Source organism: Geobacter sp. FeAm09, assembly GCF_008330225.1.
GTDB lineage: Bacteria > Desulfobacterota > Desulfuromonadia > Geobacterales > Pseudopelobacteraceae > Oryzomonas.
In genome coordinates, this window is the sequence record NZ_CP042466.1 from 368,406 (window position 1) to 390,115 (window position 21,710).

The window sequence follows — 21,710 nt, forward strand, 5'->3', positions numbered from 1 at the left end:
ATGGAAGGGCTCTGGTACAAGGAGTGCCGTCAGGGACGGCGCTTCATCATCAAGATCACGCCGGGAGAGAGCCTGGCCGACCGCATCCTCCAATTCGCCTACAAGGAGGACGTGCATAACGCGGTGATCGTCTCGGCGGTCGGCTCGGTGAAGAATGTCCGCCTGCGGGGCATCAAGACCGGCGCCAAGCTGCCCATCACCCCGGCCCGCATCAATGTCCACGAGTTGGAGGGGCCGCTGGAGCTGCTCAGCCTGGTGGGCAACATCGTGCCCGGCGAGGAGGTGCTCCTGGATTGCCACCTGCACATCATGGTGGGGAAATCATCCGGCGAGGTGGTGGGGGGGCACCTGTTCGACGCCGAGGTGTTCGCCACCTGCGAGATCATCCTGACCGAACTTGTCGTGGAGGGGATCGAGCGCCACGTCTCGAAGATCGGCGGCATCTCAACCTTCTACATCAACGAGGGGTAAGACCATGGCAGATTTCCGCTTGCGCCGTTCCCTGCTCTACGTGCCGGGCAACATGCCCTCCATGCTGCAAAATATCCACCTCTTCGAGTGCGACGGGGTGATCATCGATCTGGAGGATGCCGTCCCCCTCAACGAGAAGGATGCCGCCCGCACCCTGGTCAAGCGTTTCCTGGAAGAGTACACCGATCGCAACAAGGAAGTGCTGGTGCGCATCAACTCCCTGGAGAGCAAATGGGCCTACAGCGACCTGAAGGCGGTTCTCCCGGCCCTTCCCGACGGCATCCGCCTCCCCAAGGCCGACACCCCGGAGATCGTGGAGCGGCTCGACACCCTGTTGACCGAATTCGAGGAGGAGTTGGGGCTGGAGATCGGCCGCTTCGGCATCCTCCCCTCCATCGAGAGCGCCCGGGGGGTGATCAACGTCACGGAGATCGCCCGCACCTCGAAACGGATCGTCGCCCTGGCCTTCGGGGCCGAGGACTATACGGCCAGCATGGAGATCGCGCGCACCAAGGGGGGGAGGAGCTTTTCAACGCCCGCACCCAGGTGCTGTGGGCCGCCAAGGCGGCCGGCATCCAGGCGCTGGACAGCATCTTCGCCGATGTGAACGACATGGAGGGGTTGCGCCGCGAAACCGAACTGATCAAGACCCTGGGCTACACCGGCAAATGCCTGGTCAACCCGCGCCAGATCGACGTGGTCCACGAGGTTTTTGCCCCGAAGCAGGAGGAGATCGACTATGCGCTCCAGGTGATCGACGCCATCAAGCGGGCGCGGCTGATGGGGACCGGCGTCATCTCCCTGGGGGGCAGGATGGTGGATGCCCCGGTGGTCAAGCGGGCCGCCCGGGTCCTGCGCACCGCCCACGCCCACGGGCTGGTGGACGAGATCATCGACGAGGAGGCCATCCATGGCGCGGAATAGCCTGGGCCGTCAGATCCCCGAGACCTTTTGCGGCAGACCGTGTCTCCCCTACCGTGACCCCTGGTCGCTGCAACCGGCGTGCAGCCGGGCCGGCCGGGAGATCAGGCGGGTCAACCCCGGCCGGAACAAGCTCCTGGGGAGCCTGGAGGAGGCAATCCGGGCCGCCGGGCTGAAGGACGGCATGACCATCTCCACCCACCACGCCCTGCGCAACGGGGATTATCTGCTCAACCAAGTGGTACGGGAGATCGACCGCCTCGGGATCAGGAACATCACCATCGCCTCCAGTTCCATCCACCCGATCCACGCCGAGTTGATCCCCTTTATCCGCAAGGGGGTCATAACCGGGCTGGAAGGGGGGGTGAACGGCCTGATCGGCGAACTCATCTCCAAGGGGGATCTGCACTGCCCGGTGACGGTCCGCTCCCACGGCGGGCGGGCCCGCTCCCTGATCACCGGCCAAGTCCCGGTGGACGTGGCCTTCATCGCCGCCCCCTGCTGCGACGAGTACGGCAACCTGAACGGTTTCTCCGGCCCCTCGGCCTGCGGCAGCCTGGGCTATGCCATGGTGGACGCCCTCCACGCCCGCACCGTGGTGGCCGTGACCGACAACCTGGTCCCCTATCCGGCCACGCCCATCAGCATCTCCCAGGCCAATGTGGACTACGTGGTGCCGGTGGAACGGCTGGGGGACCCGGCCAAGATCGTCTCCACCACCACCCGCATCACCACCGACCCCATCGGCCTGCGCATCGCCAAGTACGCGGCCCAGGTCATCGAGGCGTCCGGGCTGATGAAGGACGGCTTCTCCTTCCAGACCGGCTCCGGCGGCATCTCCCTGGCCGTGGCCGACCACGTCCGCACCATGATGCGCCGGGACAACATCAAGGGGAGCTTCGGCAGCGGCGGCATCACCGGCTATTTCGTGGACATGCTGGAGGAGGGGCTGTTCCAGGCCCTGTTCGATGTCCAGTGCTTCGACCTCACGGCCGTGGAATCCCTGGGCAGGAACCGCAACCACCGGGAGATGAGCGCCGACATGTACGCCAACCCCTTCAACGCCGGGACGGTGGTGAACCGGCTCGACTGCGTCATCCTGGGGGCCACGGAGGTTGACGTGGATTTCAACGTCAACGTGAACACCGAATCCAACGGCTATCTGCTGCACAACACCGGCGGCCACAGCGACTGCGCGGCCGGAGCCAGGCTCTCCATCATCGTCGCCCCCTCTATCCGGGGGCGCCTGCCGATCATCAGGGATGCCGTCACCACGGTCACCACGCCAGGGGACACGGTGGGGGCGATCGTTACGGAGCGGGGCATCGCCGTCAACGAACGGCATGCCGAACTGAAGGAGGAGCTGATCCGGCGCCGGGTGCCGGTGCGGGAGATCCATGAGCTGCGGGAGGAGATCTGCCGCGTGACCGGCATGCCGCGGCCGCTGGAGTTCGAGGATGAGATCGTGGGGCTGGTGGAGTACCGGGACGGGTCGATCATCGATGTCATCCGAAAAGTTGCACAATGACCTCCTCGCCGCCCGGGACCGGCGGCAGGAATTGCTGGCAGGCTGTCTGGACCACGGGTATCCGGCCACGATCTGCCTTTCGTTGAACATCCCCGGCCCGGACAAAAGCCTGCCGGGGGGCCAGGGGCTCTTTGCCTGGGCGCTCCGGAGCCTGGCCGGGGCGTTTCCCGGTTGGCGGATGCAGCGTCAGCCCGACGACCTCCTGGGGCCCTGGGGGATCATGCCGCTGGACCTGGAGGCGCCGGAGGTGAAGCAACGTTGCATGGCCGTGGAAACGGCCCACCCCTGTGGCCGGCTCCTGGACCTGGACGTGTACGACGCCCGCGCCAGGCAGGTGGATCGGGCCTCCCTCGCCCTTCCGCCGCGCCCCTGCCTCGTCTGCGGCCAGGCCGCCGGGGAGTGCATCCGTCTCGGGCGGCATGCCATGCAAGAGATACGGGAAAGGACCGATGAACTCCTCGCGCACTTCAGATATTGAGCTGTTGGCCATGTTTCTGGTCAAGGGCGTGGCCATGGAACTGTACCTGACCCCCAAACCGGGGCTGGTGGACCTGAACGACTGCGGCTCCCACCACGACCTGTCCCTGGCCATCATGGAACGTTCGATCCGGATCGTTGCCGACTATCTCGACCAGCTCTGCCGCTCCCTGGCTGCCGGCGAGGAGTTCGCCCGCCAGGCCGCCATCGGCAGGCGGGCCGAGCAGACCATGCTGGCAAGCCTGGGCACCAATACCCACAAGGGGTATCTCTTTCTGAGCGGTCTGCTGCTCGTGGCCGCCTGGCATGCCCCGGCGGCCGACGAACGGAGCTTTCGGGACCGGGTCGCCGCCCTGGCCGGGGACTTCTTCGCCGCCCAGGGGGAGCAGGCCACCCATGGGCAGCAGCAGAGGGCTCTGCACGGTGCGGGAGGGATCGTGCGGGAGGCCATGAACGGCCTGCCGGCGCTCTTCGACGAGGCGGTCCCGGCCTACCTTGCGGCCCTGGAGATCCACGAGCATCCCAAAATGGCCTCGTTCGCCATGCTGGCCCGCCTGATGCAAACCGTGGACGACACCACCACGCTCCACCGGTGCGGCAGCATGGGGCTCTCCCGCATCAGGAGGGATGGCCGGCAGCTTGAGCGGCTCATCGCCATGGGGGAGGAGTGCGAGCCGTTTCTCCAGAGTCTCAACAGGGAGTATATCAGGATGAATCTCACCATGGGGGGGGTGGCCGACATGCTGGGGCTCTCCTACGGCTACCTGCTCGCCTGCGGATGTCTCCTGGGCTTCCCGGAACGGAACACCCCTCTTGAACGCAAAAGCGGCCGCCGGAATCCTTCAGAGGGGTTTTCCGGGGCCGCTTGACAGGGTTTTTCTTCCCGTTGTATCTCAGGCCCGCGATATGAACCTGCCGTCGCGGGTATCCACCTTGATCTTCTCCCCGGTTTCCAGGTACGGCGGAACCTGCAGCTTGAGGCCGGTTTCCAGGATGGCTTCCTTGGTCTGGGCCGTGGCGGTGGCGTTCTTGAGCACCGGCGCGGTTTCCGTGACGACCAGTTCCACGGTCATGGGCAGTTCCACGTTGACCAGGCGCCCCTCGAAGAGTCCCAGCACCACCTCGGTCCCCTCCAACAGATACGGGGCCAGCGCCTCGAACGCCTCCTCCGCCACCTCGAACTGCTCGTAGGTTTCCAGGTCCATGAAGACCCCCTTGGCGCCGTCGGCATAGAGGAACTGGCCCTTGTTGCGGCCGTAGTCGGCCTCGTCCACCTTGTCGCCGGAGCGGAAGGTCTTGTCCAGCACCTGGGAGGTGATCAGGTTGCGGTAGCGGGTCTTGACCATGGTGTTGGCGCCGCGGGCCGACGGGGACTGGAAGGTGACGTCGAGGATCAGGCAGGGTGCCCCGTCCAGCTGGATGACGAGCCCCTTTTTGAAATCGGATGTGGTGAACATGGTACTCTCCTTATTAAATAAAATTGGAAATCTGTTTTATTCAAAAATCAACATCTGCCGCAGAGACACGGAGACCCAGAGGTTCACAGAGAAAAGCGAAACGTCATTGGGTAAACCAAAATGAGGCTTCGTTGTTTTTTGTCTGTCTTGCTTCTGGTTTTCTCTGAGTCTCTGTGTCTCCGTGGCAGATTTTAAGTTTATTCCTTACGGTACTCGGCCGTGGGCCAGAAGGGGATGCCGCCCCGGGGGGTGAATTCGCCCCGCACCGTCAGCCAGGCCGGTTCGAGCAGCTTGACCAGATCGTTGCAGATGCGGTTCACGCTGGCCTCGTGGAATTCGCCGTGCATGCGGAAGGAACCCAGGTAGAGCTTGAGGCTCTTGCTTTCGACGCACAGCCGGTCCGGTTGGTAGTCGATGACGATCTTGGCGAAGTCCGGCTGCCCGGTCATGGGACAGAGGCAGGTGAACTCGGGGCATTCGATGTGCAGCGTGCCCACGGCCCCGGCCGGGTTCATGTCCGGTTGGGCAAAGGGGCTGGGGAATGATTCCAGCAGCCCGGCGTCGGGCCGGTCGTAGCGGTAGGCCGTTGCCCCGGCTCCCAGTGATTTCAGATTCTCGTGAAGCGCCATAACTCATATCTCCCTTGCGATCGGTCCAAAACGAGCGCCACAATACCATTACGCGGTGTTTCAGGCAACCCTTTGCACTACTTCCTCCGGGGCCCGCGGTGGTGGTGTTGCCCAGGGGATATTATACCGGCCCACGCCGAAATTGCGCTGGAAAATACACCAGATTGGCCGCGAATGCAAAACAGTATGTCTAACCGGATAAACAGCGTGTATACTTACGGGGATACGACCCCCGAAGCGGCACCACGTCCTCGGGGGATGGAGCGTTGATGGACGTCATAACCACCCACACCAATGCCGATTTCGACTGCCTGGGCGCCATGGCCGCCGCGGCCCGGCTCTATCCGGGAGCCCTCATCGCCTTTCCCGGTTCCCAGGAAAAGGCGGTGCGCGATTTTTTGGCCGTGCGCCCCGAGTACCTCTCCGGCGTCGTCCGCGCCAAGGATATCGATCTGGACGGGGTTACCCGCCTGATCGTCGTCGATTGCCAGCATCGCGAGCGCATCGGCCGCTTTGCCGGCCTCCTGGACCGCCCCGGCATGGAGATTCACATCTATGACCACCACCCGGTCACGGAACAGAGCATCCGGCCGACCGGCGGCCTGATCTGTCCCGGCGGCTCGTCGTCCACCATCCTGGGCGGGCTCCTGATGGAGCAGGCCGTCGAACTCACCCCGGAAGAGGCCACCCTGATCATGCTCGGCATTCACGAGGATACCGGCCGCCTGCTGTTCGCCTCGACCACGCGGGACGACTATCGCGTGGCGGCCTGGCTCATGGAGCGGGGCGCGCGGGTGAACGTGGTGGCCGAGGCGCTCTCCCAGGAGTTGAGCAGCCAGCAGATGGGGCTTTTGAAACGGCTGCTGACCACGCTCAAGACCACGGCCATCAACGGGGTCAACATCTCCATCGCCCATGCAGCGAGCGATCAGTACGTAGGGGATATCGCTGCCCTGGCCCACCTGATGCGGGACATGGAGAACCTGGACACCCTCTTCGTGGTGGTCGCCATGGAGAGCCGCGTCTACCTGGTGGCGCGCAGCCGCATCCTGGAGGTGAACGTGGGTGAGATCCTGCGCCGCTTCCACGGGGGCGGCCACGCCACCGCCGCCTCGGCCGTGGTGCGGGACCAGACGCTGCACCAGGTGTTGCAGCGCCTGGAGGAACAGTTGCGGGTCGAGGTCAGCCCCCGGTTCTGCGCCGGCGACATCATGTCCGCGCCGGTCAAGACCATGCCGGAGGGCGTCACCATCGCTGAGGCCCGTGACCTGTTGACCCGCTACAACTGCAACGCCATGCCGGTCATGTCCGCAGGGCGGATGACCGGGATCATCTCCCGCAAGATCGTGGAAAAGGCGCTTTACCACGATCTGGGTGCAGCCCCGGCCGCCGACTTCATGCACACCGAATTCATGCGTGCCTCTCCCGCCACCCCCATCGCCGACATCCAGGCGTACATGGTGGAGGGGAACCGCCGTTTCGTGCCGGTGTTCAAAGGAGACGAGCTTGCGGGCGCGGTGACGCGCACCGACCTGCTGCGCCACATGTACGGCGGCCGGCGGGGCGAGCCCGGCGCCCTCTACGATGTGGGCGCCCTCGGCTTCTCCCCCAAAAAGCGCTCCGTCGCCGGGCTTCTGGGCAAGCGGCTTCCCGCGGCCGCCGGCCGGCTCCTCCACGACCTGGGGGCCACCGGCGACGACCTGGGGCTGGCGGTGTATGCCGTGGGCGGCTTCGTGCGCGATCTGCTGCTGGGGGTGGCAAATTTGGACATGGACGTCACGGTGGAGGGGGACGGCATCTTCTTTGCGGAACAGTTCGCGGCCCGCCACGGCTGCCGGGTCCGCAGCCACCGGGCCTTCAGCACGGCGGTGGTGATCTTCCCGGACGGGGGCAAGATCGACGTGGCCAGCACCCGCCTGGAATACTACGAATCCCCCGGCGTGCTCCCCACGGTGGAACGTTCCTCGCTGCGCCACGACCTGTACCGGCGGGACTTCACCATCAATACCCTGGCGGTGTGCCTCAACGACGCGTCGTTCGGGCGTCTGACCGATTACTTCGGCGGCCAGCAGGATCTCCAGGAACGGCTGGTCAGGGTGCTGCACAACCTCTCCTTCGTGGAGGACCCGACCCGGGTCTTCCGGGCGATCCGTTTCGAACAGCGCCTCGGTTTCCATATCGCCCCCCACACCGAGAACCTGATCCGCAGCGCGGTGCGGATGAACGTTCTGGACCGGGTCGGCGGCCTGCGCCTCTTGAACGAGCTGATCCAGATCCTGCGGGAAAAGGAGCCGGCCGGGGCTATTGCCCGCATGGCCGGTTTCGGCCTGCTGCCGTTCGTCCACCCCGCCCTCAAGCTGCTCCCCGAGACCAGGCGGGTCGTGGACGAAACCGGACGGGTCCTGGCCTGGTTCCGCCTGTTGTACTTGCCGGACGCCTGCGAACAGTGGCAGGTCTATTTCCTGGCCTTGGGGGACCGGCTCACCAACGACGAGTTTCATGACGCCTGCCGCCGGCTGGCGGTGCCGGGCCGGATCTCGGCCAGGGTCTTCAGTCACCGCCGCCAGGCGCTGAGCACCCTGGATGCCATTCAACGCCGCCTGCGGCGCAATCCCGAGGTGCGCAACAGCGAGATCTACGCCTGGTTTCACGGGCTGCCGCTGGAGATGCTCCTGTACCTGGCCGCGCGCGCCAACCGCGAGGAGGTCCGGCGCTTCGTCTCCCACTACGTCTCCCGCCTGCGCCAGGTCCGCTGTTCCCTTGACGGGAACGGGCTGGCGGCCCTGGGGCTGGCCCCGGGCCCCCGGTTTCGCACGATCATGGAGCGGCTGCTGGTGGCGCGCCTCGACGGCACCGTTGCCGACGACGAGCAGGAACGGGCCCTGGCGCTGCTGCTTATTGCGTCAGATGACGGGAGTGGTGTTGCAAAAACGCATCACTGAGCGATGGCTACGGCAGCGACATGTCCCGGTTTTCTGCCGGGGCATGTCGCCGGTATTCCCCTAACTTGCCGTAAATGCGATTCATTACGAATGATGGGGGCGCGGTGCGCTTATTTGGCGCTATCCTTGCATTTAAATAAAACCAAATCCATCCCGAGGGTACTGCATGAAATCAATGGCGCGTCTCATCTCCCTGCTCACCTGCTGTGCCGTTCTGGCTACGGCGACCTCGGCCCTTGCCGGCGACAACGCCTTCCGCGAGGTGTTCGAGGACGCCTTTTACGGTGGTGCTGCGGGGGCGCTGGTGGGCGCCGCCTTGATGGCTTTTGCCAAGAAACCGGCCGATCATCTGGATTACATGGCCTATGGGGCCGCTTCCGGCGTTCTGGTCGGTTCCGCCTATGGCCTGGTGAAATCGACCCGCTCCCTGGCCCGGATGGATAACGGCAGCATAAAGTTCGCCCTGCCCACCGTCCTCCCCGACCTGGGCGAGTCGCCCGCCACCCGCCAGACGACCATCACCTGGCGGGCCGAACTGTTGCGCGGGACCTTCTGGTAATGGCCCGCTGACGCGGCACGGCATGGCTCTCGGAAACCGACGCCTGTTGCAAAATTGCAACAGGCGTTTTTTTTCTTTGCGTCCCCCGGCAGGTTGTGCATAAATACCACGAAAAAAATCAGGGGGGTGTAAATGTCGCAATTTTCGAACGTCTCGGTAGTCAAAAAGGCCAATATCTATTTCGACGGCAAAGTGGTCAGCAGAACGGTGCTGTTCCCCGACGGCAGCAAAAAGACCCTGGGGGTCATGCAACCGGGCGAGTACGAGTTTTCCACCGGAGCGGCCGAAGAGATGGAGATCCTGGCCGGCGAATTGGAGTGGCAGGTGAAGGGTGAGCAGGAGTGGCAGAGGGTTTCGGCCGACCAGGCCTTCAACGTGCCCGCCCACTCCACGTTCCTGATGCGGCTGGAAACGGTTGTGGATTATTGCTGCTCATTTTTGCCGTAGCCGCTCATCGCGGCGCCCCTAAGGGGAACCCCAACGCAGAGGAACACCCACATGAGCGTCCATGAAGTCAATCACCCCATGGTGAAACACAAGATCGGCCTGATGCGCGAGGCCGGCATCAGTACCAAGAAGTTCCGCGAACTGACGGCGGAGATCGCCTCTCTGCTCTCCTACGAGGCCTGCCGTGACTTTCCCCTGGAGGGCAAGACCATCGAAGGATGGGACGGCAGTCCGGTGCAGATCCAGCAGATCAAGGGGAAAAAGGTCACGGTGGTGCCTATCCTGCGGGCCGGGATCGGCATGCTCAACGGGGTTCTGGACATGATCCCCAACGCCAAGGTGAGTGTGGTGGGCCTTGCCCGCAACGAGGAGACCCTGGAGGCCCATACCTACTATGAAAAGTTCGTCGGCCGCCTGGACGAGCGTCTGGCCCTGATCATCGATCCCATGCTGGCCACCGGCGGCTCCCTGGACGCCACCATCGTCATGCTGAAGAACAACGGCTGCCGGCAGATCCGCGTGCTCTCGCTGGTGGCTGCGCCGGAAGGGCTCGCCCGCATCTCGGCGGCCCATCCCGAAGTGGATGTCTACGTGGCGGCCATCGACGAGCGGCTCAACCAGAGCGGCTATATCCTGCCCGGGTTGGGGGACGCCGGCGACAAGATCTTCGGCACGAAGTGACAGGCCCCTCTCTCATTCTTTCTATCCCGTCAAAGGAGTAGCCGCATGTCCCATTCCCCAGAACCGGTCTGGCGCCAGGCGCTGGCCGGCGCTCAAATCCTCTTCGTCGCCTTCGGCGCCCTGGTGCTGGTGCCGATACTTACCGGCATGAGCCCCAGCATGGCCCTCTTGGGCTCCGGCATCGGCACGCTGCTCTTCCAGGCCTGCACCAAGCGCACGGTTCCCATCTATCTCGGCTCGTCCTTCGCCTTCATCGCCCCGATCATCTACAGCATCCAGACCTGGGGCTTCCCGGCGACGCTCTGCGGGCTCTTTGCCGCCGGTTGGCTGTACCTGGCCCTGAGTGCGGTCATCTACCTCAAGGGGGTCGGCTTCATCCACAGGATCATGCCGCCGGTGGTGGTGGGGCCGATCATCATGATCATCGGCCTGGGATTGGCCGGCGTGGCGGTGAACATGGCCATGGGCAAGACCGGCGACGGCAAGGCGGTGCTGATGGATTACTCCACCGCCCTCCTGATCGCAGGCGCCTCCCTGGCCACCACGGCGCTGGTGGCGACCAAGGCCAAGGGCATCTTCCGGCTCCTGCCGATCCTCTCCGGCGTGGCGGTGGGGTATGGCATTTCCGTCTCCCTGGGGCTGGTGGATTTCAGCAAGATCGCCGCGGCCCCCTGGATCGCCCTTCCCCATCTGGTGGCCCCCCAATGGAACTGGTCCGCGGTGCTGTTCATGATTCCGGTCGCCCTGGCTCCGGCCATCGAGCACGTGGGGGATATCGTCGCCATCGGGGCCGTCACGGGGCACGACTACACGGAACGCCCCGGCCTGCACCGCACCATGCTGGGGGACGGCCTGGCGGTCTGCTGCGCCGCACTCATCGGCGGGCCGCCGGTGACCACCTACGCCGAGGTGACCGGGGCGGTGATGATCACCCGCAACTATAACCCGGTCATCATGACCTGGGCGGCCTGCTTCGCCATCCTGATGGCCTTTTTCGGCAAGTTCAACGCCATCCTGCAATCCATTCCCGCCCCGGTCATGGGGGGCATCATGATGCTGTTGTTCGGGAGCATCGCCTCCGTGGGCCTCAATACGCTGATCCACGCCCGGGTCAACATGCACCACCCGCGCAACCTCATCATTGTCTCGCTGGTGCTGGTGTTCGGCATCGGCGGCCTGACGATCCAACTGGGCGGTTTCAATCTGCACGGGGTCAGCCTGTGCGGCATCGCCGCGATCCTGCTGAATCTCATCCTGCCCCGCGACAAGGAACACGATCCTGAACAGCAGCACGCTTCCTGATCGCGGGGTACGTGCAGAAAAGGACCCGCGTAGAACATCCCGACAACACGTTCCTCCCCCCGGAGGCCCTTGAGGGCCGCCGGGGGAGGATTCACCCCCCGGCACCCTCGCCGCATCATAAGGCGTCCCCATCTCCTGCAGAGCATCCCCGTAGATCTTCCATCCATACCACAGCCGCACTGGCAGGCCCGCTCTCCACGGAGCCGGGGCGCCGGCATGCCCACTCCGGGCCGCCCTTCCGAATGCTCGCCGCAACGATACAATTCTTCCCCGGCTCACCTTCCCGTACCTTTTCAAATTGAGAAGCAGCTTGTCAAAACAAGAACGTTTTTGACGTAATTTCACAAAAAAAATAAGCTATTTCAATGTGTTGTGCATATATTTTTACATGGCACATTCGTTGCTAACACTCTTGTCAGCCATTCTCGGATAACCGGTCCGGGGCTTAGTGGCCGAAGCCGACATCAGGATACTGTGGATAAACCGATAGCCATTACTCTGCCCCATAACGTCTGCATGATGTTTGCTGTTGAAGCTATAAGGGATGATCAGAAGGACTTTGAGCATCTATCACCATATGGGAGGGGCAATAAAAAGAAAGGAGGTGCAAGAAAAAGAGACGTGCAGGGTTTTGTAGTTAAATATTACTAAAGAAGGGATGGGTGAAACGATGAAAAAAGAATGGAAAGTACAAAATGAAGATGGATCCTATACCGTCAGGACTTGCGGCTGGTCGCCGCCGGGTGACCATCCGGTTGGGTGCGGTATGTTTCTGCACGTCAAGAACGGCAGGCTGGAAAAGGTAGAGGGCGACCCCGAACATCCGATCACCAACGGCAGGCTCTGTGTCCGTTGTCTGACCTTGCCGGAGTACGTGCATCATCCTTCTCGTATTACCTCCCCTATGAAAAGGGAATTCAAGGATCGCGGTAAGGACAAGTGGACCAAGATCTCCTGGGAAGAGGCATGGGATATCATCGTTCCCAAGGTCAAGCAGCTGAAAGCCGACCATGGGGCGGAATCCATCATCGTCTTCGGTGGTACCGGCCGCGAAGCGTGCTTGTACTATTACCCGCTCGGTTTTGCTTCACTCGGAACTCCCAACGTATGCTATCCCCTCAGCGGCTGGTCCTGCTACGGCCCCCGTTGCGCCATCACCGACTACATCCTCGGCGCCGGCTACCCTGAGATCGATAACGCCGGTTACTATCCGGACCGTTATGACAACCCCGCATATACGTTGCCTAAATATATCATGGCATGGGGCAAGAACCCCCTCATGTCGAACCCGGACGGCTTCTTCGGCCACTCCTACATCGACATGATGAAACGCGGCACCGAGCTGATCTGCATCGACCCGCGCATCACCTGGCTCGGTTCCCGGGCCAAATATGTCTGCCAGCTCCGTCCCGGTACGGATACCGCCCTTGCCCTGGGCTTCCTCAACGTCATCATCAACGAAGACCTGTATGACCATGACTTCGTCGATAACTGGACCTACGGCTTCGACGAGTTGAAAGAGCGTGTTCAGGAATATCCGCCCGAGAAAGTCGCGGAAATCACCTGGGTGCCGAAAGAAAAGATCATCGAAGTCGCCCGTCAGTTCGCGACCAGCAAGCCCTCCACCATCCAGTGGGGTCTGGCCGTGGACGAAAACCCGAACGGCGTCCAGCTGGGCCACTGCATCCTGACCCTGGCCGCCATCACGGGCAACCTGGACGTTCCGGGCGGCATCACCCTCGGACCCCCGGCCGCCCTGCTCGGCAAGTGGCGCGTGGAAACCCGCCGCAACCTGTCCGACGAGCTCTGGGACAAGCGTATCGGCGCCAAGGAATGGCCGGCACTCAGCACGGCTCTGGCCACCACCCATCCGGACGAAACCCTGGATACCCTGGAAACGGACAAACCGTACAAACTGCGCATGGGCTGGTTCAACAGCAGTAACTTCATCACCCCGACCTGTTCCGTTGCGCCGCAGCGGTGGCACAAGGCCCTCCAGAAGCTCGAATTCTGCGTTGTGCAGGATTGCTTCATGACGCCGACCGCCATGGCATTCGGCGATATCTTCCTGCCGCTGCCGACCTTTGCCGAGCATGACGGCGTCGTCATCACCCACTTCGGCCGTAACTCCGTGTTCCTCGGCGCCATCAACGAAGCGCTGCGCGTCGGCGACACCAAGTCCGACATCGAGGTCTGCATCGAGCTCGGCAAGAAGCTGCACCCGGATATGTGGCCGTTCGATGACGTGCCCGACTTCTTCACCAAGCAGATCCAGCCCGAACTGGGCATCAGCTTCGACGACCTGCGGGAACTGGGCGTATACCAGCCGGCATACACCTACCGCAAGTTCGAAACGGGCGGTCTCCGTTCCGACGGCGAGCCGGGCTTCAACACGGTTACCGGCATGGTGGAACTGACCTCGACCCTGTTCGAAGCATGGGGCGACGATGCACTCCCCTACTTCAAAGAGCCGCCCTACAGCCCGATCAGCACGCCGGAGCTGTTCAGCCAGTACCCGCTGGTGCTTACCACCGGCGCACGTAAATTCACCTCGTTCCACTCCGAGCACCGGCATGTCGCCACGCTGCGTGAGATCGATCCCGGCCCCATCGTCGAGATGCACCCGGATACCGCCAAGAACCTGGGCATCATCGAAGGCGATAGCGTCATGCTCGAGAACCCGTTCGGCAAATGCAAGATGAAGGCAAAGGTCACCCCGACCATCCATCCGAAGGTCGTTCACGCCACCCACGGCTGGTGGTTCCCTGAGAAAGAGGCCGAAGAGCCCAGTCTGTATGGTGTTTGGGAAGCCAACATCAACACCCTGGTGCCGCACAAACATATCGGGAAACTTGGTTTTGGCGCTCCGCTCAAACAGATGATCTGCAAGGCTTACCGGGTGGATTCTGATTACACCTTTAGCCTGTAGTTGCTCGGTAATACCCCCCCCGTGCTGCCGGGGGGGTAACTTAACAGAAATAATTGAGACTGGAGGCAAAACAAATGTCTAAGCGCAACGGATTGTTGATAGATTACCAATACTGCACAGGCTGCCACAGCTGTGAAGTTTCCTGCAAAAACGAGCACAAGATTCCGCGTGGCCAATGGGGCATCAAGATGACCGAGGTTGGCCCCTTCCAGATCACCGCCGATAAGTGGGAATGGAACTACGTCGCCGTTCCGACCCAGCTCTGCGACCTCTGCGCCGACCGGGTCGCCGAAGGCAAAGTGCCCTCGTGCGTTCTCCACTGCCTGGGCGGATGCATGGAATACGGCACGGTTGACGAACTTGCCAAGAAGATGCAGGAAAAAGGCAAAAAAGTCGCCCTCTTTGCGCCCTAAGCGCAGGAGAAGTACGGTATAGTGCAGGATGTAACACAAGAGCCCCTCTGGATATGAGGGGCTCCTTTAAAAAGAACGCGCGGTTGTGTCAATCGTTATTGTCGTCCAGCGGGGTGTGATACTTGCACGCTTCGATTGGCGCCCCCTTCTCGACGGCCTTTTTATGCTTGTTGCAGGGGGTGGCGCACATCTTCCCGATATAGAGGCACATGACCGGTGTGGGCTTCGGCAGCTCCGGCAAGACGGTGCCGCACCGTTTGCAGGTCTTCAGTTCGGGAAAGCAGTAGGTGTTGCAGGTAGGGCATTTGAACGGTTTTGGTTTTGGCGGCTTGCAGCCGCCGCAATAAGGATTGCATGACCAGCACATAGTACTACCTTTCGAGATCAATTTGATTTATGAAGTTTCGGTTGATAAATATTATTTTGCAGCTATTTTACCGTCTACATATTACGTATTATAGGTATGCTTATAATGTGAGTCAACAGCTTATGGTAAAATAGTTGACTAGCTGCAGCTGTTATGTATAATAAATCAACTCAACTTATGCAGATTAAGTCAACATGTTTTATTTTTTTGTAAACTGATCTGTCAATAATACATCAAAAGCCTTATTGCAAGTTTGGTGTTATTGAAGGTCGGGCTTTCTGCAAAGTTGGGAAATTAAACCGAAAAGGAGATGGGAAAATGGCTGACGATCAAACGACAAACGTACCACCGCGCAAGAAGATTGAAAAACCCCTCAATCCGCTGGCCGCAAAACCGGGCCAGAAGTATGACTCCGTAAAATTTCAGCCTACCAAAGAATATGATGGCGGGAAGCTGAAGGACAGTGGCGACAAGACGATCGGCGGGATCGACGTCGTCGAGGAAGCTGCGAAACAAAAGCAGTAGTGAGGGCGCATGCCATCCATGATGGCATATCCATCGGCTTCAGGTTTAGTTGCTGCTGTAATATAGATTTTGCACAATGCAATGCAGCCTATTGGTTGATTGGTCGCGTTCCCAGCCGGCATCCGGTCTCTGCGGAGACACGTTGAGGGTGCGGTGGGTAATGCGGCGGTCATGATAGGCTGCATTTGTTTTTGCCGGCTTTTCCCGTGCTTGCATCCTGGCGTCCCCGTCGCTTCTTGTCCCCGCCCCGTTTCCCCGATTTATCGTTTTGAGAAAGACACTGTCAAAACAAGAATCACGAAAAACGCTCGTTAATGATATCCGTAACAATTAGGCAGAGTTGGGCGAATTTTACGTACTGGTATATTCGTTGCATTTGCCTGTGCAGCGGCATGTGTTGGCCTGGCAGTGCCCACCCGGCAGCAGGAGTGCGGCGGCAGCCCGCCCCGTTACGGCACGGAAGGGCGCCCATCCTTTGACGGCACGACCGGATTGATTTCACGGTACCGGTGAGATACCATATTGCAGGAGAAATTCTTACTACAGGAAAGGATGGCACCAATGTTCACAACGAAATTCGAGGGTAACGACCTTACGATCAATATCGAGGAAACGGCGCAAAAGGCGCTGCTGGCGAAAGGCATTAACCCGGTCGAGGTTTCCCGGCTGATCGAGAGTTTCGCCGGCAAGATGCTTTCCTCGAAAAAAGACGAACAGCTTCAGATATCCAACGCCGATACGGGCGCCAGTTTTGGGCTTGACGTGAAGTGGGAATCGGATACCAAGGCAACGGTTGAGGTGTCGATCATCAATCTCGACAATCTTACCCTTGACGGAAAACCGAAAGCCAAGGTCAACCTGGCAGAGCTTGCCGCAAAAGAATAGCAAGGCGCACTGATGCAGTGTCTCGGCGGTTTGATCTGAAGATGCGGTGCCCTGATGGCATAAGGCGTGGCGCGGAAATCGACTGGTACGGGGGTGGCGGGCAGTGGTAAACGCGGTTGTGGTATTCACGAAGGTCCCCAAGGCCGGCGAAACAAAGACGCGGCTGACTACGGAGCGGGGCGGGGTTCTGGCTCCTGAGGATGCCAGGGATTTCTATGAGGCCTGCCTGCTGGATGTGCTCGACAGTTGCATGGCAGCGGCATGCAGCGATGTGTACGTGTGCCACAACTCGGATGGGGACGGCGCCTATCTGCGGCAGATGCTGGACAAGGTTGCCGACCCCCGCGCCATAAAGGAGGTTTTCCCCGATAGGGGGGGCACCTTCGACAAGGGGATGCAGTATGCCGTGGATTATATCCTGAAAGGCGAAGGGGCAGGCCGGCGGGCCGATGCGGTCCTGATCGTCGGGGGCGATATGCCTTCGCTGCAGCCGGCTACGGTCCGGGAGGCATTTCGAAAACTCGAGCGCCTGGCGTCCCGAGGCGCCGGATCGGGAGACGGCGCGCCTGGCCGGCGCATAGGACCGGCCATGGTTGTCTCCGCCGATCAGGAGTGCGGTTTCAACCTTCTGGGCTATACCTGGTCAACGCCCTTCGATTTTGATGGCGTATTTTACAATCAGGATGGCGTCACTGCGCTGGACATGGTTTCATACAAGGCAAAGGACCGGGGAATCCCCCTCGGTATCCTGGAAATCGTTCCGGATATCGATGTTGTCGTGGATTTTGCCGGTTTCATCTCCGTGGTGAAAACCATGCAGCTGGCGGCGAGGTACGACTCGGCCATTTCGTTGCCCGCACGAACCATTCAAGCCCTGGAGGCGCTGGGGCTCGAGGCTTCCGCCCCGGTACCCGACGGATACCGGGCGGCGTGACGAGGGCGCAAGCAGCAACCGCCCGCAACATTCTTCACCGGCAGAACGATTGATACCATGAGAAAGGAAGGACTATCACGATGGAACAGACAAAATACGATTGCGGCAACCTGAGGGTTGTGATGGAGGACGCTTTGGTAGCCAGCCTCACGGACCGGGGGGTTATGGTCGATGAAGTCAAGCGGTTGGTCGAAAGTTTCGGGAACAAGCTGCTGATGACGAAAGCCGCCGGCGAGATCGACTTTACCAACAAGACTTCGGGCGCCAGCATGAAGCTCGACATGCAGTGGGAGTCCGACATATCGGCTGTGGTGTATGTCAAGGAAGTGAACATGGAAGGCAAGAAGCGCGAAGTCGCCGTGAATTGATGTCCGGCTGCGGGCCGGCCCGGTTTGTGGCTGGTCCCGACACCCTGGGGTAGCGGCGTCGCCGGCGGTATGGTGTTCTTCATGCCGCCGGCGGCCGGTGGCCCCTTTGGCCTGTGCCCGGTGAGGATTGCAGAAGACGCAGGGTACCCGGTACCGTGCGGGATGCTGTGATGCTGCTTGAACCATCTGCAGGCCATGCCTTCTCTGCAATCGCGCCAACCCCCACCCGTTTTCGATCTCCACGGTCTGGCCGTCCGCTGCACGAGCGGTGGGTCACGTCCTTCCCCGGCAGCGGACAAACCGCTACCCTTCCCCTGTGCGTCTCACCTCTATCCCGCTGTATCCCCGTTCTCCCGACGATTTTTTGTTTCCCGTTTTTCCTGCGTATCCCGCAGCGGCAATAATAGTGTCATCAATATGTTGTCCTCCCGTGTCTTTTCAAATTGAGAGATGCCTTATCATATAAAGAACATTTACGGGGATTTGATCCGTATAAATTTAATAAAATCGGCATGTTGAATGCTGTTTTGTGCGTGGCATATTCGTTGCACTAAAAATTGCAATCCAAGGTGGCTGTCCTCTTTGGAGGTAGTTTGGAAGTCAGCCGACAGTAGATATGTGGCGGGGTGCAGTCTAACGTGTGCCGCCAGCAAGGTTAGTGACCATAAGGCCTCTCATATAAACGTTTTGAACAGAAGCAAGCCGCCTACAGAGGTTGAGTAATCAAACTGAAAAGGAGGTGACGAGAATGGCTGACAACCAAAAAAGAAAGGAGCCACGACACAAAAAAACTATCAGCCCATTAACCCGGAAGTACGGCCAGAAGTATGGTTCGACGTGATACGGGCAGGCCGGGTGACGCCAAGCGGCAAGACTGGGCGTTCCGGTAAAAGAATGAACTGAAAGCTGATACATACGGCTGGCAACATGTTTAATGACTTCACGCCCTACATTTTTATTCGTTTGGTACCATTGAAACTATATTGGTACCATAAAGTTAGGGGGTAGCAGTGCGGGATGTGATTGTGATTAAGGCGTTGCAACAAATCAACGAGCAGGGACTCAAGTTTACAACGGCCGGACTGGCGCAAAAATTGGGAGTAAGCAAAAGGGCGCTCTATCAACATTTCAATTCCAAGGAGGATCTTTTGGGAGCGGTCTTCGATTCAATTCTCAATGACCTGCGGCAGCAGATCAGCCGTATCGCTCTTGATGAACACCTGGACTCCGTCGAAAAGTTGAAAGCTTTGATGTTGGCATCACCGAAGGCACTGGGGCCCCTCACTGAACAGGTTCTCAACGATGTCAGAAGATTTATGCCGAACCAGTGGGAAAAATTCGAAAAATATTTTGAGGATAAATGGGAAAAGATTGAACTCGTGATTAACCAGGGAGTTGAAAGAGGTTTGTTCAGACCGGTAAATCTCACTATCTTGCAGAAGATATATATGGGTACCGTTGAAAAACTGTCTGACTTCAACTTTCTCATGCAGAACAACAGTACATTGCGAAATGCTATTACCGAAACTGCCGAAATATTGATTTACGGTATTATGGCCCCGGATTGCCGGGATACTCACCCTTCAGCGCAAGCCCTGTGAGGGCAGGTTGGCTTGCCTGGAGCGGAAATACGCAGGGGTTTTACGGGCCAGTCGTGTCCTGCGGAATATTCACAGGCAATCCGTTTTCAGGAAACATGTTTTATGCAATCGGCAGCCGGCGCCCGTGTGCGACTGGCTGCAACACCGACAGGCAGTGATTGTTGTTGGCTTCAGCAATTTGAATAATGGCAAGGAATTCGATTCCCACTCTCAAGGAGGTCAGGTATGAGTAGAACTGTTGACGTTAATGAGGTATTCGACAACATTCCTTTTTCACCGTATCAAATCGCGGTCTGCGCGCTCTGTTTCTGTATCGTGTTTCTCGACGGCTTCGACTTGACGGTCATCGGGGTGGCGCTGCCCAAAATCGCCGAGCATCTCCACGCCAAACCGAGCGAGCTGGGCCTGGCGCTGAGCGCCGGCCAGTTGGGTCCCATGATCGGCGCTGTTTTCCTCGGCATGCTGGCCGACAAGGTGGGGCGTAAAAAGACCATGTTCTGCTCCGCTCTCGTGTTCGGCTTCTTTACCTATATGACGGCACACATCAACACCGTCGAGGAGTTGGCCCTGTATCGCTTCCTCGCCGGTCTCGGCATGGGCGGCGCCATCCCCAACGCCCTGGCCTTCGGCAGCGAGTACGCGCCGGCCAGGGTCCGCGCCGGCCTCTCCCTGTACATGTGGGCCGGCATGCCCACCGGCTCGACGATAGCGGCCTTTGCCGCCTCGTACCTGCTGCCGAACTACGGCTGGCAGTCTGTCTTCTATGTGGGCGGCATTGCGCCGGTCGTCATCGCCGTGGCGGTACTGTTCCTGCTCCCCGAATCCCTGCACCATCTGGTCAGGACCGGCACCGACAAGGCCATCGCCCGGGCGCGGGTGATCCTGGCGCGGATCGATAAGAATACGCCGGTAACCGCGGACGTCCAGCTTACGGTCGTCAGCCAGAGCAAGGAAAAGGGCGGTTCCATCAAATCGCTGTTCACTGGCGATCGTCTGCTGACCACACTCTTGTTGTGGGCCCTGTTCTTCATGAGCTTCTACCTCCTCTGGATCCTCTTCTCCTGGGTTCCCACCCTGCTCAAGAAGAGCGGCGCCACGGTGCAGCAGTACAGCATCGGTTTTGCCTTCATCCACTTCGGTTCCGTCATCGCCTGCCTCTGCATCGGCAAGCTGATGTCCACGTTCAATAAGCTGAACGTCGTGAAAAGCCTTTTCATCGGCGCCTTCATCGCCATGCTCGCCTTCGGCTATTTCTCGCAGGGGTATCCGTTCGTCATCGTTCTGCTGGTCTCCATCTTCACCGGTATGCTGGTGAACGGCGGCAACTCTTCGCTCATGGGCATGGCATCGGCCGTGTATCCTTCGGAAATCCGCGCCACAGGGATCGGCTGGGCATATGGCCTCGGCAAGATCGGTTCTCTCGTTGCCCCGGCCGTTGGCGGTTTCTACTTGGCCCGCAACTGGAGCGTCTTCAAGATCTGCGCTGTCAATGGGACGAGCGCCCTGGTGATCGCCGTGTTCGTCGTGATTCTGCAGCGGCATATGAGGTCGTCCGCCTCTGGCGAGGTGTAACCTCGGAGCTTGCGCCCGGGCGAGCCCGGTGGCGTTCCGTTTGCCGGCCTGCCGTTTAATCGGCACCGGCCATGAACGCTGGCCGGCCAGGGAGGCATTGCCGCTTCCGCGCGCCTCGGCATGACATGCCCCATGACGCACGAAAGGGTCCTGCAATCGTAATGGTTGCAGGACCCTTTTTTTGTGCCTGTCCACGTTTTGCCCCGAGGGCAGGCCACTGGCTTCCCGCTCACGGCTTCAGGCCGAGGCCGTTTCCCCGCACTGATTCTGCAACTTGTGCCACGAAACAAGGCGCTCCCAACACCCTCAGCTACAGTCCCCCCTTGGTTATGGCCAGGTGTCGGCTTTTGCCGGTGATCTCTAATTGAAAAACGGATTCCCATTCTGTTCTCAAAATGAGAGTGGGCTGGGAATAAAATTAAACGGGTGAAATTGTATAAACTCAGCAATTAAGCCATGTTAGCTTTGTGTAAACGTCTTGGCCCACTTGTTGCTATGGGATAGCAACACCACATTATACGGGCTGGAAAAGCCGATCGCGGCCTGATTCGTATCGGAGGGGAAAACGAATCGGCAATCGCCGTGGGTGCGATTGCCTGAAATATCTGATGGAGGTCGGTATGGTTTTTCATTATTCGCGGATTGAGGAGGTAGTGAAGGATGAACAATGATTCACAAAGGTGGGTGTCGCTGATCGCTTGT

At 60.1% G+C, this 21,710-nt stretch carries 22 protein-coding genes and 1 pseudogene; 20 read left to right on the forward strand and 3 right to left on the reverse strand.

Annotation, left to right across the window (positions count from 1 at the left end; genetic code table 11):
* The 6 genes and pseudogenes from FO488_RS01700 (at position 1) to FO488_RS01720 (ending at position 4,266) form a co-directional block, all read left to right on the forward strand.
* Entirely contained in the window at positions 1-471 is a 471-nt protein-coding gene (locus tag FO488_RS01700) for a PPC domain-containing DNA-binding protein (RefSeq protein WP_149208941.1), read from the forward strand.
* 61 nt (positions 472-532) lie between these two features.
* A pseudogene (locus tag FO488_RS19775) lies at positions 533-1,095 on the forward strand (CoA ester lyase); the annotation flags it as partial.
* On the forward strand, positions 1,084-1,395 hold the full coding sequence (locus FO488_RS19780) for an HpcH/HpaI aldolase/citrate lyase family protein (protein ID WP_240732240.1): 312 nt from the start codon (positions 1,084-1,086) through the stop codon (positions 1,393-1,395). The pseudogene FO488_RS19775 and the gene FO488_RS19780, both read left to right, overlap by 12 nt.
* Positions 1,382-2,920 carry a citrate lyase subunit alpha gene (gene citF, locus FO488_RS01710; RefSeq protein WP_149208942.1) on the forward strand — a complete coding sequence of 513 codons (1,539 nt, stop codon included), beginning with the start codon at positions 1,382-1,384 and terminating at the stop codon, positions 2,918-2,920. The genes FO488_RS19780 and citF overlap by 14 nt, the downstream gene beginning before the upstream one ends.
* Complete coding sequence (locus FO488_RS01715; RefSeq protein ID WP_168205829.1) at positions 2,895-3,398, forward strand: citrate lyase holo-[acyl-carrier protein] synthase; 504 nt, start codon at positions 2,895-2,897, stop codon at positions 3,396-3,398. The genes citF and FO488_RS01715 overlap by 26 nt, the downstream gene beginning before the upstream one ends.
* A complete protein-coding gene (locus FO488_RS01720; protein ID WP_149208944.1) occupies positions 3,370-4,266 on the forward strand; it encodes a triphosphoribosyl-dephospho-CoA synthase in 897 nt (298 codons plus the stop codon). The genes FO488_RS01715 and FO488_RS01720 overlap by 29 nt, the downstream gene beginning before the upstream one ends.
* Before the next feature lie 24 nt (positions 4,267-4,290).
* Here FO488_RS01720 and FO488_RS01725 read toward each other — a convergent pair whose 3' ends face one another.
* On the reverse strand, positions 4,291-4,854 hold the full coding sequence (locus FO488_RS01725) for an elongation factor P (RefSeq protein WP_149208945.1): 564 nt from the start codon (positions 4,852-4,854) through the stop codon (positions 4,291-4,293).
* Between the two features lie 197 nt (positions 4,855-5,051).
* Positions 5,052-5,483 (reverse strand): preQ(1) synthase, encoded by a 432-nt coding sequence (gene queF / locus FO488_RS01730; protein ID WP_149208946.1) that lies wholly within the window; start codon positions 5,481-5,483, stop codon positions 5,052-5,054.
* 269 nt (positions 5,484-5,752) lie between these two features.
* On the opposite strand from queF, the gene FO488_RS01735 reads away from it, so the two are divergent.
* The 8 genes from FO488_RS01735 (at position 5,753) to FO488_RS01765 (ending at position 14,756) form a co-directional block, all read left to right on the forward strand.
* Positions 5,753-8,425: a CBS domain-containing protein gene (locus FO488_RS01735; protein WP_149208947.1), complete on the forward strand. Its 2,673-nt coding sequence runs from the start codon at positions 5,753-5,755 to the stop codon at positions 8,423-8,425.
* A 166-nt stretch (positions 8,426-8,591) separates the two neighbouring features.
* Positions 8,592-8,984: a hypothetical protein gene (locus tag FO488_RS01740; protein ID WP_240732124.1), complete on the forward strand. Its 393-nt coding sequence runs from the start codon at positions 8,592-8,594 to the stop codon at positions 8,982-8,984.
* 132 nt (positions 8,985-9,116) lie between these two features.
* Positions 9,117-9,431, forward strand: a complete 315-nt coding sequence (locus tag FO488_RS01745) for a pyrimidine/purine nucleoside phosphorylase (protein WP_149208948.1) — start codon at positions 9,117-9,119, stop codon at positions 9,429-9,431.
* 51 nt (positions 9,432-9,482) lie between these two features.
* Positions 9,483-10,112 (forward strand): uracil phosphoribosyltransferase, encoded by a 630-nt coding sequence (gene upp, locus FO488_RS01750; protein WP_149208949.1) that lies wholly within the window; start codon positions 9,483-9,485, stop codon positions 10,110-10,112.
* Positions 10,113-10,157: 45 nt separating this feature from the next.
* The gene (locus tag FO488_RS01755; RefSeq protein ID WP_149208950.1) at positions 10,158-11,414 is read left to right on the forward strand and encodes a uracil-xanthine permease family protein; all 1,257 of its coding nucleotides are present in this window, start codon (positions 10,158-10,160) and stop codon (positions 11,412-11,414) included.
* A gap of 474 nt (positions 11,415-11,888) precedes the next feature.
* Complete coding sequence (locus FO488_RS19260) at positions 11,889-12,065, forward strand: hypothetical protein (RefSeq protein ID WP_168205830.1); 177 nt, start codon at positions 11,889-11,891, stop codon at positions 12,063-12,065.
* Between the two features lie 19 nt (positions 12,066-12,084).
* Positions 12,085-14,343 (forward strand): molybdopterin-dependent oxidoreductase, encoded by a 2,259-nt coding sequence (locus FO488_RS01760; protein ID WP_149208951.1) that lies wholly within the window; start codon positions 12,085-12,087, stop codon positions 14,341-14,343.
* Between the two features lie 74 nt (positions 14,344-14,417).
* On the forward strand, positions 14,418-14,756 hold the full coding sequence (locus tag FO488_RS01765) for a 4Fe-4S dicluster domain-containing protein (RefSeq protein WP_149208952.1): 339 nt from the start codon (positions 14,418-14,420) through the stop codon (positions 14,754-14,756).
* A gap of 88 nt (positions 14,757-14,844) precedes the next feature.
* On the opposite strand, the gene FO488_RS01770 is transcribed toward FO488_RS01765, so the two are convergent.
* Entirely contained in the window at positions 14,845-15,123 is a 279-nt protein-coding gene (locus tag FO488_RS01770; RefSeq protein WP_149208953.1) for a hypothetical protein, read from the reverse strand.
* Between the two features lie 318 nt (positions 15,124-15,441).
* On the opposite strand from FO488_RS01770, the gene FO488_RS01775 reads away from it, so the two are divergent.
* The 6 genes from FO488_RS01775 to FO488_RS01800 all read left to right on the forward strand — a co-directional run bounded on the left by FO488_RS01775 (position 15,442) and on the right by FO488_RS01800 (position 21,008).
* Positions 15,442-15,648, forward strand: coding sequence for a hypothetical protein (locus tag FO488_RS01775; RefSeq protein WP_149208954.1), 207 nt, complete (start codon positions 15,442-15,444; stop codon positions 15,646-15,648).
* A 561-nt stretch (positions 15,649-16,209) separates the two neighbouring features.
* On the forward strand, positions 16,210-16,533 hold the full coding sequence (locus FO488_RS01780; protein WP_149208955.1) for a hypothetical protein: 324 nt from the start codon (positions 16,210-16,212) through the stop codon (positions 16,531-16,533).
* A 103-nt stretch (positions 16,534-16,636) separates the two neighbouring features.
* Complete coding sequence (locus tag FO488_RS01785; RefSeq protein WP_149208956.1) at positions 16,637-17,467, forward strand: DUF2064 domain-containing protein; 831 nt, start codon at positions 16,637-16,639, stop codon at positions 17,465-17,467.
* 80 nt (positions 17,468-17,547) lie between these two features.
* On the forward strand, positions 17,548-17,835 hold the full coding sequence (locus FO488_RS01790; protein WP_149208957.1) for a hypothetical protein: 288 nt from the start codon (positions 17,548-17,550) through the stop codon (positions 17,833-17,835).
* A 1,010-nt stretch (positions 17,836-18,845) separates the two neighbouring features.
* A complete protein-coding gene (locus FO488_RS01795; protein WP_149208958.1) occupies positions 18,846-19,436 on the forward strand; it encodes a TetR/AcrR family transcriptional regulator in 591 nt (196 codons plus the stop codon).
* Positions 19,437-19,661: 225 nt separating this feature from the next.
* On the forward strand, positions 19,662-21,008 hold the full coding sequence (locus FO488_RS01800) for an MFS transporter (RefSeq protein ID WP_149208959.1): 1,347 nt from the start codon (positions 19,662-19,664) through the stop codon (positions 21,006-21,008).
* Positions 21,009-21,710: the final 702 nt, after the last annotated feature.